The sequence below is a fragment of the Chryseobacterium sp. WX genome, assembly GCF_029542485.1.
Classification (GTDB): Bacteria; Bacteroidota; Bacteroidia; order Flavobacteriales; family Weeksellaceae; genus Chryseobacterium; species Chryseobacterium cucumeris.
The window spans coordinates 228,071-243,225 of record NZ_CP120710.1; the positions used below are offsets into that span (position 1 = coordinate 228,071).

The following is a 15,155-nucleotide window of genomic DNA, read 5'->3' on the forward strand; positions in this document are numbered from 1 at the left end:
GTTTATTTTAAAAATCAAATTTCACTCCCATTGTAAACCTTGGTCTGTAATATTCAGCCTGTGCGGTTCTGCTTGGGATTCCCTGGTAGTATCTTAACGGCTGGTTCGTCAGATTATTGGCTTCTGCAAAAACTCTGAGCTGGGTCGTAATCTTGTAGGAAGCATTAGCATCAAGGAAAAACTGTTTGTCGTAATAACGGTCATCAAATGCCTTGCCACCAAGCTCATCAATATAATGAGAAGCATAGTTCATGGAAACTCTTGCTGAAAAACGTTTGTTTTCCCATGAAAGAGATCCGTTGAACATATGAGGAGCAGCTCCCGGAAACCCTACATCTGTTCTTTCAATGCCTTCTTCATTGGTAATTCCTTTTGCTTTGGATTTAGTATAAGTATAGTTGACATACACTCCAAGTCCTTTCCAGAAACCTCCGGGAATGAAATCAAGCTGTCTTTGCAAAGCAACTTCAAACCCATAAATATCTACATTGTCACCATTACGCTGCTGGGTAAATTTCCAGTTGCTTTCTCCGGCCGGAATTGGGTTGGTTTGTCCCGCAAAATCATTGGCAAAGTCGTTCGCGGTATAATTTCTTTTGGAATACGTATAAATGAAATCGTTAAGATTTTTATAGAAAACACCTCCGGAAAGAATCCCTACAGACTTGAAATATTTCTCTGCCATGAAATCAAAATTGTAGGCATAGGTTGCCTTCAGATTCGGATTTCCTGCTGCAACAATTTCATCTTCTGAAATAACATTCAGATAAGGAACTAAAGAATAATAGTTAGGGCGGGCAAGAGCGGTAGTAAATGCTGCACGTAGTACAAGATCCTGCACCGGAACATATTTGAAGGAAATATTCGGAAGGACATTGGTATATGTATTGGTATTATTGATTTGCCCTACCAAATCCTTCTCATTCATGACATAATTTCCGGTGTAATCAATCTGGGTTGTTTCAATACGGGCTCCAACGATCATCGATAGTTTATCATTAAAATCCTGATCCCAGCGGATATAACCTGCATAAATCTGCTCTTTTGCATTGTAATTGCTGGAAAGATACTTTTCAGGTTTCAACTTACCGTTAAATAAAGTTGGATTGAATAAATCCAATCCGCCAAGGAAAGAAGGATCAACAAATGTTCCCGGAACATAATTTCCCGGCTGGAAGTTTTCACCATTAAGGTGTATGGTTGGCACCGATAAAAGACTTCCCATATTGTTAACAGGTGTAAAAGCGTAGAAATCATTCTCTCTTTCCTTTTTCTTCAAACGCATCCGGAAACCGGTACGAAGTCTTCCTTTCTGACCATCAATCACGGAAAACGGAAAACGTACATTTACTTTTGCGCCTAATTCTTTTTCCTGAGTAAAGTTATTGGCATCCGAAAGATCACTCAGTTTATAGCTTCCCAGATTGTCTGCTGCGAGAAGATTGAACATTGGTTTTTCAGGATTGCTAAGGTCAGGAGCGAAGTTCATTTTGCTGTTTTCAAACTCTATATAACGCTGATGAGGCTTATCTTCACTTGCGATGGCGTAATTGACAGCCCAGTCGAGGTCAACTTTAGATCCTAATAAATGTTCTCCTCGTAAAGCATAGTTCTGAACTTTTTGTTTTTCCAGACGGGTATTGTCATTATCGGCATCACCTCCTTTATTTTGTCTTGTGATACTTCCTTTCCAGTCTGTAATCTCAGTTTCATCAGCATTATAAACAGGTTTTATTTTATATCCTAAAGCAAATCTGGTTTCCTTATCATTCCTGAAGTTGTACATCGCAGAAGCATAGATCTTATTTTTGGAATTGAACTCATAATCCATGTTGAGATCAAAACTATGTCTGATACGGTGTTCATTATAATAGCGAACTCCCATTTTGCTTACATAAACCGTTTGGGCAAGATCATTGGCCTGGCTCCATACGGGTTCTATATTGTCCGAACCAAAATTGTTGTTGTTATAGGAAAAACTGAATACCGCGCCTAATTTTTTATCCAGAAAACGGTTTCCGTACACAAATCCGGCAGTGTAATTTCCTTTTTCACGGATGGGATTGTATCCTCCGGCAACGGTTGCGGAAATCCTCTGTCCGTTCGGGGAAGCCCTGGTAATCAGGTTTACGGAACCTCCGATGGCATCGGCGTCCATATCCGGAGTGAGGGTTTTATTAACTTCTATAGTAGAAATCATATCGGAAGGGATCAGGTCCATCTGTACATTACGGTTATCTCCTTCAGCAGACGGAATCCGGTCGCCATTCAGCGTAACGGAGTTCAGATTGGGAGCAAGCCCTCTGATGATAAGGTTTCTGGCTTCACCTTGGTCATTTTGTATCGTAATTCCCGGAACACGTTTCAAAGCATCTCCGATATTGGCATCCGGAAAACGTCCGATCTGATCAGAAGAAATCACATTGGTAATATTGGCGTTATTTCTTTGTTTATTCAGGGCTCTTGCCTGATTTTTCAGAGTCGCTCCCGAAACTACAATGGCTGCAATGGATGTCTCTTTCTTGTCGAAAATAATATTCTGACGGGTATTTTTTTCAGGTTCTACCATTACAGTATACTCATGCACACCATAACCGAGGTAGTCAATTTTCATGGTATAGCTTCCAGGAGGAACATTCAGAAATACAAAGTTTCCGTGCTCATCCGAAGTGGTATATATATTTCCCGGGCTTAAAGAGATCTTGGCTCCAGGCAGGGCTATTTTTGAATCATCATTGATATTTCCGGACAAAGAACCGGTTTGTGCATAGAAAAAAATAGAGGCACAAAATAAAACAGACGTAAAAATTTTCTTCACTTTTAATATTTTAGATAAAAATAACAGCAAAATTAAACGTCTGTTTGGCAAAGGAGTTGAAGAGAAAATTAAGGTTTTCTTAAGAATTGTTAATATAGAAACTGTTTTTTGAAAGGAAATACGCAGTGATTGTCTACCTTTCAGATCCTAAATTCTTTTCAACAGTATTACCCTCTAGAAGCAAAGTCAATTCATTACATCGTATAATCTGATGATTCTGGATGGTAAATTCTGCCAATACTTTATGTACCACCTTACTTCCATCTTTTAGGGTGGATTTTACTATGTGGTGGGTAAATATGATATTACCATTTTCAGCGTAACTGATGATGTCAAGCTTTTGTTCAGCTACTTTTTCTTTCAGTTTTCTGATGTGAAGAACAAATTCATCATAATTAAGCTGAGAATGATCTACAATCTGAATGTATTCTTTTGAAAAATATTTCTCAATTAATAATTCGTCAAATGCCGTATTTTCCAGTATATCGTTGAATACCTGCCGGATAAAATGCTTCATAACTTTATTATTTTGAAGCAAAATTACTCGCCAGCTTATTGACCGGACGATAACAATTGTAAAGAAATTACCTGCGGCTGCGTATTCTGCTTAACGAAACACTGGTAATCCCAAGATAAGAGGCAATATAATGCTGCGGAAAGCGCAGAAGGAGCTCCGGTCTGTTTTTGAGAAGCTGCTGATACCTTTCCTGAGGTGAATCTCTGATAAAAGAAATCAGCCGTTTATTAATTTCACTGAAACGTTTGTAAAAAAGTGGCAGGAAAATATGCTGGAATTCCTCATTTTCCATGAGCCTGTGAAAAGTTTCAGCCTGTAATTCATAAACGGTAGTTGATTCCAGAGTTTCAATAACAAAATCGCTGGGATTGCCATTCAGGAAGCTGTCAAAAGATGAAACTGCCTGATTTTCTGTTATAAACTCCAGGGTAAGTTCTTTTCCGTCCTGATAGAAGAATATTCTTAAGGCTCCTTTTTTTACAAGGAACATCTTATCTGAAATCTTTCCTTCCTCAAGCAGGATAGTTTTAGCAGGATAAGTAATTTCAGTTGATAAATGAAGGTCTGTTTTCAAAAAAGAATGAAGATCAGGAATGTGCATATCTGAAGGATTAATGGGAGGCGTTCAGTATATCCTGTACGATCACTTTAGATTTTTCAATCAGTTCATTGGATCTGTAAAGCTGGCTGGTCAGTATTGAACTTTCAAAAAGAAGATAGATATGGGCTGAAATCATATCGTTTTGAATATCTTCATTGAAGGATTCTCTCAACTTTATTTTATGATCACGGATTACTTTATGAATTTCTTCCTTATCTGCAGGAATTTCCGACAGAATATTCAGAAAACTGCATCCTCTGAAATCTTCTCTTTCATTCATGTCGATCAGGAAATCGAAGGATTTCCGGAACTTTTCTTGTAGTGTTTCTGCTTCTGCTGTGAATTTTTCAAGTTCAGACACCCAGTAATCATATCTTTTATTAAGAAATTCTATGCAAAGATCATCTTTAGACTTAAAATGCTGGTAAAAGCTTGCTTTAGATACATTAGCTTCATCAATGATTTGATTGATGCCCGTATTGTTGTAACCTTGCCGATGGAAGAGAACCATTGCAGTGCTTATTATTCTTTCGCGAGGTTTGGGCATAATGTAAAATTTTTACAAATGTAAATAAAATATGAACAGACTGGTAGGTGTTGGTTTTTAAATAAATCCTTTTGTATAATATAGCTGAATAACAAAGAAAAGTAAGGTAAAAAACCATACGATATAAGGATGATAAGTGAAGTTATTCTTCAGAATATAATGCAACGCTTTGAAAAGCTTGAAAATTCCGATAATTCCAATGATAATAAAAACCAGAAAGACCAGAAAGAACAGGTATTCTCTTGTACCATAGTTGCTTATCTTTCCCAGGCTTTCTATATAAGCATCTACATTCAAAGTTTCTCCAAGAAACATAGCCGAGCTGATTAATATAAAAAAAGGCGTAGAGGTGTATACGGTTGTATAAATAAAAGAAAATAATAAGGTCCGGAAGGTGACGGTATTCACTTTTTCTTTTTTGTACCATAATATCGCAACGGTGAATACTACCGCAGTAATATTATTCATCAAAAATATAAAGAGCGCTTTTTCTACCATACTGAGCCCTTTGATCTTTGAAATAATATTATGCTCACCACCATAATCCATTAAAAGAACAGAGACAATCACAGAGGTATACACAGACAATTTGATAGGTGAGAGGTAGTCGTGAAAACGTTCAGCCTCTTCTTTTTCCATCTCATGAACAGACAGATCATAACAGCGTCGCGGATCCTGAAACAATTTGAAGATCGTTACAGGAACCAGTAAAATTTCAATAATAATCTGCAGGCACAGCTTTTCAAAGCTATCGATTAATTTTTCAAACATGTATGTGTATTTTTGTATTTAGGGAACGTTTGCAATTTAATTATTTTTTGCAATACATCTCAAAAGTGAATAAAAAAAGTGGATGATTCTGAGCGAATCATCCACTTTTTTATCTAAAAGGTTTTTATTTTGGCAGCCCTTTTTTCAAAGCGATATGGGCTTTTTCTACTGCTTTTCTTTCTTTCCAGTCCATATACCTTTTTTTGTATCGGCCTTTCATGAAATTATCAAAATTACGCTGCACAGCAAGATTCCATAGGGAATGTGCTTTTACAGCCCAGCTTTTATCCCATGCACGCAGTGAAATAGAGAAAGATCCGTCCAGATATTTCATCCAGTGCCACCAACCTGTAGGCATAAATAATGTATCTCCATGTTCCAGAAAACACTCAATTCCTTCAATACCATCCAAAGCCGGAAATTTTTCAAAATCAGGATTGGCAATATCATAATCTTCCAGTGCATAGGTAGCATAAGGAAGCTTATACAGACGTGTTTTCCATTTGTATTCAAACAGAAGGACATGTTTTCTTCCATTGAAGTGAGTATGGAAAATATGCGGCATGTCGATATCATAATGAAGGAAAGTCACAGAACCTTTACCTCCGAAAAACATACTTGGATATTTATCTAAAAATCCACCCATAAGATTCTTTGGCGGAACATAGTCGTCCAACAGTTTGGGCGCAAATTTTATAGGGTCAAAGAAGAAAATTCTCAGATCTGTAGGCTCTCTCTGAATAAGGTCCACATAATCACGAAAAGGCATTTTCGTAGTCGGTGTATTGATAGGAGCGGCAGGATCTGCTTTGGAACTGTCATAAAGGGGAACTTCAACGTCGCCCACTACTTCCTTCATGTAATCCATCGTCCATTTTTGATAGGCGGGCCACTTTCTTGCCATATTTCTGATTACCACTGGCTTACATGGCTTTAGATATTTTTCACGGAAATCTTCCTGTGAAATGTCATCTACAATATCAATTGGTTTAAGGATTATTCCCATTTGTTCAAATTATTAAGCTAAAGTATTAAATATTTGTGACAATAAAATAGAAAGAATTAAAATTATTTGGAATTAATATAAATAAATAATAAAGCACCTGTTTTTGCTTTGCTTTTTTTGGAGTTATTATAATATGATGTTACCTGCTGTTCTTTTAAAATTTATAGTGTTTATACGGTAAAAGATAGTTGTGAAATACAATAATTGTATGTATAATTGCCGTATTAAAAATGACCATGAAACGTTTTACTACTCTTATTTTTTCACTTGTATTTGCCACTGCTTTTTCACAGAAATCAACCAGAATTTTCACTTCAGATATTGATAACTTTTGGGTGGCATATGACAGCATTCAAAAAACAAATGATTATTCCGGAAAGCTGGATCTCATCAAAAGACTATATACTGATAAAGCAACAAAAGGCTTAAAAGCTTTTATGAATGCCAGAGATTATAACGATAGTGTATATGTGAAAGTCATAGAAAAATACCCTAAATTCTGGAATTCAGTAAGGCCAAATACCTTAACGATAAAAACCAAGACCAAAGAGCTGGAAGCTGGTGTTGTCAGGCTGAAGCAATTGTATCCTGAACTTAAAGACGCTGAAATGTATTTTACCATCGGTGGGCTTAACGCCGGAGGAACTGTGAGCGGAAATATGGTATTGGTAGGAGCAGAACTTGCCACCGGAATTGGGTCTACAGATGTTTCAGAATTTAAAGATGAATGGTTGAAGGGTATGTTTGCCAATCAGTCTCTGGATAATATCGTTTCCCTGAATATTCACGAGTATATCCATACCCAGCAGACGGGGTATCAAAACAGGGTTTTAAATCAGGCCATAAAGGAAGGATCATGCGATCTGATTGCCGGACTTGTGATGAATGAATCTCCGCAAAGAAAATATATTTCTTACGGAATGGTTCATGAAGCTGAAATTAAAGCCAGGTTTAAAAAAGAAATGTTTACCGGTAATCTTGCTGAATGGTTTTATAATGGAAGACAAAAAGGACAGGGTGCGGATTTAGGATATTATGTAGGCTATGTGATCAGTAAAATGTATTACCAGAATGCCAAAGATAAAAAACAGGCTATAAAAGATATTATTGAACTGAACTATAGTGATAATAAAGCAGTGGAAGACTTTTTGGACAAATCAAAGTTTTTCAAAGAAAAAGCCAGTATGCTTGTTAAAGAATATCAAAATCAATTACCGTATGTAGTGAAAATAGAACCAGTCAATGGTTCTGTAGATGTAAATGCCGATACCAAAGAGCTCAGAATTACTTTTTCACAGGAAATGGTTCCCGGCTACTATTCTTTCAATCTTTCTGATAAAGGAAAAGAATATATGCCGATGACCAAAGTGAAAGGAATGGAAAATAATGATAAAACGTTGGTCTTGGGAGTAGATGTAAAGCCCGGCAAAGAGTATGAATTTATACTTACCAATAAAAGTTTCAGGTCTAAAGAAGGGTACCCTCTGAAAGATGAAAACTTGGTTATAAAATTTAAAACGAGGGAAAAATAGTTTGATTACAAACGATTGATAACCAGCTTTTATATACAGTTTCACTAGTTTGCTTTTTGATTGTTATTGGATCTTTCAGTATTACAGAAAGTTTGGGGTAAATATATTCCTGTTCTGTTTATGGGGCTCGGTTTTATATTATCACTTGTTGTTTGGCAGAGTTCGAAAAAAGCTGCAATAGTAAAAGCTTAGTTTGCTTTGCGTAATTCCATTCATTAGAAAATCATTATATTCGGCTTCGTAAAAATAATGATATGCAAGTATATGAAGGGATTTCTGTGGGGTTGTACCTGTTATTAATGATAGGTATAGGCATATATTCTTATAGAAAATCAACAAGTAATTCAGAAGAATTTTTAATTGGCGGCCGGAAAATGGGAGCTGCCGTAACAGCATTGTCTGCAGGAGCAGCCGATATGAGCGGATGGCTTTTGATGGGGGTTCCGGGAGCAATGTATCTGTCCGGAATTTCAAGCTCCTGGATTGCCATAGGATTAACCATTGGTGCTTATCTCAATTATATTATTGTAGCCCCAAGGCTCAGAATTTATACAGAAGTGGCACAGAATGCCATTACGTTACCTGTATTTTTTGAAAACAGGTTTAAAAATAAAAATCAGCTTCTGAAGATCACGTCGTCTATCTTCATTCTGGTATTTTTTACCCTGTACACTTCTGCAGGAATGGTATCGGGAGGAAAATTATTCGAATCTGCTTTCGGAATGGATTATACGGCGGGCTTACTCCTGACAAGTCTGGTGGTAGTGCTGTATACATTTTTAGGTGGTTTTCTGGCTGTAAGTCTTACTGATTTTGTACAGGGCACCATTATGGTATTAGCATTGGTGATTGTTCCGATTGTAGCGATTTCCCAAATCGGAAGTGTGGGCGAGACGTTTTCCCTGATTGAAGCAAAAAATCCAAAATATCTGGATCTGTTCAGAGGAACCACAACCGTAAGTATTGTGTCTTTATTGGCATGGGGATTAGGATATTGCGGTCAGCCTCATATTCTGGTACGTTTTATGGCCATTGACAAACCTAAAGATCTGATCAAAGCGAGACGCATCGGGATTACATGGATGATCTTTACTGTTGCCGGAGCTCTGGCCATAGGATTGATAGGAATCGCTTATCTGCAAAAGTTCGATATGAATACCATGATGAAGTTTGACGGATCAAAGACGGAAGCAGAAACTATTTTCATTTATTTCTCCCGTATATTATTCCATCCGTTCATTGCAGGATTTTTACTTACAGCTATTCTGGCAGCGGTAATGAGTACGATTTCCTCTCAGTTATTGGTGACTTCTAGTTCATTAACAGAAGATATTTACAAAGCTTTTCTGAATAAAAAAGCAACTTCTAAGCAATTATTAATAGCAAGCAGACTTTCTGTTTTACTGGTAGCTGTCATTGCGGTACTTTTATCCCTGGATCCAAAGGATAGTATTCTCAATCTGGTGGGAAATGCATGGGCAGGTTTTGGTTCTGCATTCGGGCCCCTGATCCTGCTGTCGCTTTTATGGAAAAAGGCAACATGGCAGGGAGGCTTTGCCGGGATGATGGTAGGGGGAATCACAGTTTTAGCCTGGGTTTATCTACAACATCCGCTGAAAGACTGGTACGAAATCATTCCTGGGTTTACGCTTTCCCTGTTGACTAACGTGATTGTTTCATTATCAACATATAAGCCTGATCCTGTCATTGAAAGCGAATTCAATGAAGTTCAGAAGATCATGCACGAATAGCATCCGGCACTAAAATATTACAGTTATAAAGAATCTCCTCTTGCACAAGTAAGGGGAGATTCTTTATTTTACATTTAAAATAAAATCGAAAATTTATTATTATTTAACAGTCTGTGCTACAGGTGTTTTACTGTTTTTTGCCATTAATGATTAGCATAATAAGTGCAAGGATAAAGCCTATAATGCTCGACCATATTATATTTTCAATACCATAATGGGCAATCCAGCTCCCTCCAAGCAGAGTTCCGGCTGTAACGGCAAAGTTTCCACAGGAAGTAAAAATACTGTTGATGAACTCTGAAGAATCGGAAACAGATGAGGTCACATTCACATTACTGATTAGAAATCCTCCGGAATGAACTAATCCCCAGCATCCTATTATCCAGATCATGGGTTTAAAATAACTTCCATAATATCCAATCAGGAGATGAATGCCTGATAATAAGATTAAAAACACCAGAGTCGTTTGAAACGGAAATTGGCTCATATATCGTCCCGCAATTTTATTTCCTGCAATTCCTACTGTTCCAAACAGGAGGAGCATGATGCTGATTTGTAGGCCGTTCATTCGGGTAACACTCCTTAAAAATTCGGCCATATAACCATAAGTTGAATACATGGCTGTAATGATAAAAAATGCAAGGAAAATTCCGATCCACAAATGTTTATTCCGAAATATTTCCATGGAGAATTTATTTGATGATATTCCTGTATTTTGAATCGATGGTAAATAGATCCATACAGCTAACAGAGCGACTCCGTTAATAAAAGCAGTAAGTAAAAAAGAAGCCTGCCAAGAGAAAAGGTCAGACATAAAAGTTGCCAACGGAACTCCTAAAACAGTTGCCAATGTAAGCCCTGAAAAAATAATGCTCACAGCCTTTGACTTTTCTTTAGGATCTGAGGTTTGACCGGCAACAGATAAGGCAATAGACCAGTACACAGGATGGAAAAACGCAGGAAGCATTCTGATAATAAGAAGCAAATGGAAATTTGAGATATAGGCTGACAGAATATTGGTGGCAACAAAAATAAGCAAGGAAAATACCAATAGATTTTTTCTTTTGAATGAAGATAATAAGAGAAGCATGAAAGGACCAAAGACAGCTACAATCATTGCAAATATACTGAGTAACCATCCTGCTTTTTCAATGGAGATCCGGAATGTAGAAGCAATTTCCGGCAATACGCCAATCACTCCGAATTCTGTGGTTGTAATTCCGAAAACACCTAGCGCCAGTACATAAAGATTTCTGTTCATATTCATTTTTTTTTGCAAATTTGCAGAATAGACTATCAGAAAACTATATACTTACCTTTTAGTTCTATACTTACCTTTTTGAAAGTACTAATCTAAAAAACGTTGTTATGCCTGAATTTTTCCATGATAAAAGACTGTATTATACTCCTATTGAATTTGCGTTAAGTCATATTGGAGGAACCTGGAAAATGCCTATTTTGTGGAGGTTACAGGAGAAACCTCTTCGCTTTAGTGAGCTTAAAAAGGATATTCCTCATATTACAGATAAGATGTTGACGAGCCAGTTGCGTGAACTGGAAGGCAAAGAGATGATTCACAGAGAAGTTTTCCCTGTAGTTCCACCGAAAGTGGAGTACAGTCTTACAGAAAAAGGAAAGAAATCGATCCCGGTTATTGAAATCATTATGACATTGGGCTACGACTTCATGAAAGGTGAAGGAATTGTTTTCCCTCCCAAAGAATAATAAGGTTATATTTCCTATTACATAACGCTTTTTTCATACCTTCACCATAAAATTGATTCTATAGCATGAAGCTGAAATTAGGGATATTAGATCAGTCACCCGCCACCATGGGCGGCAGTGCGGCATCTGCATTGAAAAACAGTCTTAATCTTGCTTTAATGGCTGAAGAAACAGGGTTTCACAGTATCATGTATTCCGAACATCATGGTGTAGAAGCGTATGCCAGTTCCAGCCCTGAACTTTTAGCTGCTATTGTTCTCAGTAAAACAAACCGGATCAAAATAGGAACTGCAGGAATCATGATGAGAAACTATTCTGCCTATAAGATTGCAGAATGGACCAAAATGTTGTCAACCTTATATCCTGAGCGTTTTATTCTCGGTCTGGGAAAAGCTCCCGGAGGATTAAAAGATGCTGTCATGGCACTGAACAATCATAAACCAGTTATTTTATCCAATATGGAAACCAAACTGGAAGAGATTATTCAATTCATAAAAGATAAAGAAGGGATATATGATGGACTTATAGCACAGCCGACTCATGTACAGCATATTCCGGAAATTATGTGGCTGGGCTCAGGAATGACTTCTGCCAGAGAAGCAGCCAGACACGGAGTCGGATATTCGTTCGCCGCTTTTATGAATAGTGAAAATGGAAAGGAAAATACAGATACTTACCTCAAAGAATTTGATAGCACACAATATTTTCCCCGGCCCTCATTACAGGTTGCTGTGGCAGTATCAGTAGCGGACAAAATTGAAGATGCCAGACGCAATGCTTATGGAATGGCCTATCAGTTTTTGCAATCCAGACAATTGGCAAGTCCCAATGCGGTTTTTTCTCCGGAAGCAGTAGAACAGAAAATTTTGGGAACAAAGGAGGAAGAAGAATTCTTTACTACATTAAACAGAATTATTATAGAAACCCCGCAATCTGTAGATCAGAGTTTAGATGAGATTTCCCAAAAGTACCATACAGATGATCTTCTGATCCTGTGTAATATGTACCGGGAAGAAGATCGTATAAACACTTATAAAAGTATCATTAAAAATAATAGATAAACTCCACAGTATAAAATTTCTGTTGTGCTATGGAGCTTTATTTATATTATAATTCAAATCCATGAAACAGAATATATCAACATTATATATCATTACAGGAGGCCCGGGAGCAGGAAAAACAACGTTGCTGCATGAATTAAGCCGCCATGAACTGGTAACTGTACCTGAAGAAGGAAGAAGAATCATTAAAGAACAGATAAATTCCGGTGGTGAAGGGCTTCCATGGCTTAACAAAGAACTTTTTGCAGAGATGATGTTCGAAGAATCTGTAAAAACCTACCTGAGAATAAGTCAGACAACTTCTGCAGAACCTGTTTTCTTTGACCGTGGAATACTGGATACACTTGGTTATATGAAACTTGAAAATATTCCTGTTCCGGAATCTATGGAGGTTAAAGCAAGAGAAATGATTTATCATAACAATGTTTTCATTCTGCCGCCATGGAAAGATATTTACGAAAATGACCCTGAAAGAAAACAAACCTTTGAGAAATCTATGCTTACCTTTGAATGTATGAACGAAATTTATCAGGAATATGGTTACAATATCATAGAAGTCCCGAAAATTTCAGTAGAAAACAGAGCCCGTTTTATCCTTGATAGGCTCATATAAGGAATTTCATCACTCATCAATTATCACTCATCAATTATGAACCATTTTCCTTTTGAAAAAGAACTGATCGAAATGGCTGACCAGGATCTGTCCGTCAGAGAAAAACTATTGCTGGCTGGAGAATTATCCGGAGGTTATCATCCTGAAATGAAAAATATTCATAGAGCTAATGCCAAACGGCTGCGGGAAATTATAGCAGAAATAGGCTATCCCACAATCTCAAAAGTCGGCGGGAAAGCTAATGATGCAAGCTGGCTGATTATCCAGCATGCCATCGGGGAACCTGAATTTATGAAAACATGTTATGCTATGATGGAAGAACATTCCAATGATATTAACCCTTTGCATAAAGCCTATTTATACGACCGGATTCAGGTTTTTCAGAGTAAACCTCAAAAGTATGGGACACAGTTGACCCCTGAAGGAGTAATTTATCCCGTAGAAAATAAAGAAAACCTAAATACAGAACGCGAAAAGGTAAATCTGCGGGCTCTTTCCGAATCAGATATCAATAAAATTCCGGATGCTGAAGACATTCCGGAAATTGATAGCAAAGACGCTGAATATACCATCTGGAGGAAAAAAGCAGGATGGATTTAAGACTCTTTTAATAAAGGTCTCGGATCAAACAGAACCTTTAAAGTACGGATCTTTCCATCCTTTATGTGATACCATCCCGAAGATTCTATTGTTTTTTCTCCCATATCAATATTGTACCAGAAACAAACATCTTCACCGGAAGTAAAAGTCTTAAGAATTTCATACTTAAACTTCATCTGCTTCATATCCTTGATGTACACAGATGCGCCTTCTCTCTTTCCCATTACCCCTATAAATTTAAAATCAGGATCGAGACAGCTTTCCGCCTTGTCAAAATTTTCTTCATTTAAATAGTGGATAAACTGTTCTGCAACGTTTTGAATGGTATTACTCATAAAGATTGTTTTTATTGGTGAATACAAAATTAAAGGTTCACTGACCATTCCCTTGTGACTATAATCACAAAATGCTTTTATCTCTTTTTGAACTTATTTTAAAACAGGAATTCTTCCTTTTGCATAAGCAATCTGTTCTTTTTCTTTGTTCTGATCAGGATTGTTTTTAAGATACAGCTGATAGTAGGTTACTGCATTCTTAGGCTGCTTCAGATTGAGATCATAAAGAAGTCCCAAACGGTAATAAATAATATTGCTGGTCCCAAAAGTCAATCCTCTTTTGTAAGCGGTCACCGCCTCGTTATACTGATTTTGAGCTTCATAAATGCCTGCCAGTGCAGCATAATAAAGGTTGGTGTGGTCTGAAATAGCTTCATCAATAGTCTTTTGAGCATAGAGGGCAGCGTTGTTATAATCTTTCAGTTCACGATAGCTCAGTGCCATAAAATATAATGTGCCTTCATTTTGTACTCCCATGTCTTCCAGCATTTTGTAAAGCATAATGCATTTTTGATAATCCTTTACATAAAAATAAGCCTGTCCCACATCGTTCATTACATTGACATCAGCATGGTTTTTCAGAAGTTTTTCACCAGTTTCAATCACTTCCGGATATTTGGTGAGCTGATTGGCAACCGGCAATAGAGCTTGTTGTAAAGTAAAGTTTTCAGTATCAGCCGCGATCGCTGTTTTCAATACATCATAAGCGGGTTGATATTGTTTGAGACCGTTATAAGTTATCGAAAGATCATAAGCCACATCAGGATCGGTAGCATTCAGTGTATTGGCTTTTTTAAGATAATTAAGTCTGGATTCCGGTGTTTCTGCATAAGCAGCAAGTTGTTTATAAGCACTGAAATTAAGACTGTCAAGCTGAATGATCTGTTGAAGAAAGGTTTTGGCATTAGAAACATTTCCACGTCTGGAGTTAATACTTGCTAAACTGAATAGAGTAGGCAGGTTGTTGGGTTGAATAGTGTTGATTTTCAGATAACTTTTCTCTGCATCAGGCAGTTTTCCAGCCATCATATTACAGTAAGCAATTTGTGAAAGGGCTTTTATATCCTGTGTATCTCCGGGATATATGCTCTGAAGATAAGTAGCTGCATCAGCATAACGTTGTGTTTCATAATACTCAAGAAGTTTTTCAGTATCAATTTTTGCAGACTGGGCAGTAAGATTTTTAAAGCTTAATAGAATAATACACAGGCAAATTCCTCTTTTCATCATGGTTATTTTTTAACTAAAATATTGGTTATTTATTGAGCTTCCAAATTT

At 37.1% G+C, this 15,155-nt stretch carries 15 protein-coding genes; 6 read left to right on the forward strand and 9 right to left on the reverse strand.

Features of this window, described 5'->3' with window-relative positions:
• Nucleotides 1-7: 7 nt before the first annotated feature.
• The 6 genes from PZ898_RS01025 to PZ898_RS01050 all read right to left on the reverse strand — a co-directional run bounded on the left by PZ898_RS01025 (nucleotide 8) and on the right by PZ898_RS01050 (nucleotide 6,260).
• The gene (locus PZ898_RS01025) at nucleotides 8-2,818 is read right to left on the reverse strand and encodes a TonB-dependent receptor (protein WP_277694565.1); all 2,811 of its coding nucleotides are present in this window, start codon (nucleotides 2,816-2,818) and stop codon (nucleotides 8-10) included.
• Between the two features lie 133 nt (nucleotides 2,819-2,951).
• On the reverse strand, nucleotides 2,952-3,335 hold the full coding sequence (locus tag PZ898_RS01030; RefSeq protein WP_277694566.1) for a hypothetical protein: 384 nt from the start codon (nucleotides 3,333-3,335) through the stop codon (nucleotides 2,952-2,954).
• Between the two features lie 67 nt (nucleotides 3,336-3,402).
• Entirely contained in the window at nucleotides 3,403-3,936 is a 534-nt protein-coding gene (locus tag PZ898_RS01035) for a Crp/Fnr family transcriptional regulator (protein WP_277694567.1), read from the reverse strand.
• 10 nt (nucleotides 3,937-3,946) lie between these two features.
• Nucleotides 3,947-4,483, reverse strand: a complete 537-nt coding sequence (locus PZ898_RS01040) for a TetR/AcrR family transcriptional regulator (RefSeq protein WP_062670429.1) — start codon at nucleotides 4,481-4,483, stop codon at nucleotides 3,947-3,949.
• A 57-nt stretch (nucleotides 4,484-4,540) separates the two neighbouring features.
• Nucleotides 4,541-5,254, reverse strand: coding sequence for a hypothetical protein (locus tag PZ898_RS01045; RefSeq protein ID WP_062670427.1), 714 nt, complete (start codon nucleotides 5,252-5,254; stop codon nucleotides 4,541-4,543).
• A 124-nt stretch (nucleotides 5,255-5,378) separates the two neighbouring features.
• On the reverse strand, nucleotides 5,379-6,260 hold the full coding sequence (locus tag PZ898_RS01050) for a cupin-like domain-containing protein (RefSeq protein ID WP_062670425.1): 882 nt from the start codon (nucleotides 6,258-6,260) through the stop codon (nucleotides 5,379-5,381).
• A 236-nt stretch (nucleotides 6,261-6,496) separates the two neighbouring features.
• On the opposite strand from PZ898_RS01050, the gene PZ898_RS01055 reads away from it, so the two are divergent.
• Entirely contained in the window at nucleotides 6,497-7,792 is a 1,296-nt protein-coding gene (locus PZ898_RS01055; protein WP_277694568.1) for an Ig-like domain-containing protein, read from the forward strand.
• 254 nt (nucleotides 7,793-8,046) lie between these two features.
• Nucleotides 8,047-9,543, forward strand: coding sequence for a sodium/proline symporter PutP (gene putP / locus PZ898_RS01060; protein WP_277694569.1), 1,497 nt, complete (start codon nucleotides 8,047-8,049; stop codon nucleotides 9,541-9,543).
• Nucleotides 9,544-9,670: 127 nt separating this feature from the next.
• On the opposite strand, the gene PZ898_RS01065 is transcribed toward putP, so the two are convergent.
• Entirely contained in the window at nucleotides 9,671-10,804 is a 1,134-nt protein-coding gene (locus tag PZ898_RS01065) for an MFS transporter (protein ID WP_228436607.1), read from the reverse strand.
• 107 nt (nucleotides 10,805-10,911) lie between these two features.
• On the opposite strand from PZ898_RS01065, the gene PZ898_RS01070 reads away from it, so the two are divergent.
• From PZ898_RS01070 to PZ898_RS01085, 4 genes are all read left to right on the forward strand, one after another.
• Nucleotides 10,912-11,268, forward strand: a complete 357-nt coding sequence (locus tag PZ898_RS01070; protein WP_277694570.1) for a helix-turn-helix domain-containing protein — start codon at nucleotides 10,912-10,914, stop codon at nucleotides 11,266-11,268.
• 65 nt (nucleotides 11,269-11,333) lie between these two features.
• Nucleotides 11,334-12,329: an MsnO8 family LLM class oxidoreductase gene (locus PZ898_RS01075; RefSeq protein WP_277694571.1), complete on the forward strand. Its 996-nt coding sequence runs from the start codon at nucleotides 11,334-11,336 to the stop codon at nucleotides 12,327-12,329.
• Between the two features lie 61 nt (nucleotides 12,330-12,390).
• Complete coding sequence (locus PZ898_RS01080) at nucleotides 12,391-12,942, forward strand: AAA family ATPase (protein ID WP_277694572.1); 552 nt, start codon at nucleotides 12,391-12,393, stop codon at nucleotides 12,940-12,942.
• A 36-nt stretch (nucleotides 12,943-12,978) separates the two neighbouring features.
• The gene (locus PZ898_RS01085) at nucleotides 12,979-13,542 is read left to right on the forward strand and encodes a DUF6624 domain-containing protein (RefSeq protein ID WP_120230801.1); all 564 of its coding nucleotides are present in this window, start codon (nucleotides 12,979-12,981) and stop codon (nucleotides 13,540-13,542) included.
• Here PZ898_RS01085 and PZ898_RS01090 read toward each other — a convergent pair.
• Both PZ898_RS01090 and PZ898_RS01095 read right to left on the reverse strand, forming a co-directional pair.
• Nucleotides 13,539-13,877 (reverse strand): nuclear transport factor 2 family protein, encoded by a 339-nt coding sequence (locus PZ898_RS01090; protein WP_062670411.1) that lies wholly within the window; start codon nucleotides 13,875-13,877, stop codon nucleotides 13,539-13,541. The two genes, PZ898_RS01085 and PZ898_RS01090, sit on opposite strands and share 4 nt — an antisense overlap.
• 93 nt (nucleotides 13,878-13,970) lie before the next feature.
• Nucleotides 13,971-15,107, reverse strand: a complete 1,137-nt coding sequence (locus PZ898_RS01095; RefSeq protein WP_082798689.1) for a tetratricopeptide repeat protein — start codon at nucleotides 15,105-15,107, stop codon at nucleotides 13,971-13,973.
• Between the last annotated feature and the right edge of the window lie 48 nt (nucleotides 15,108-15,155).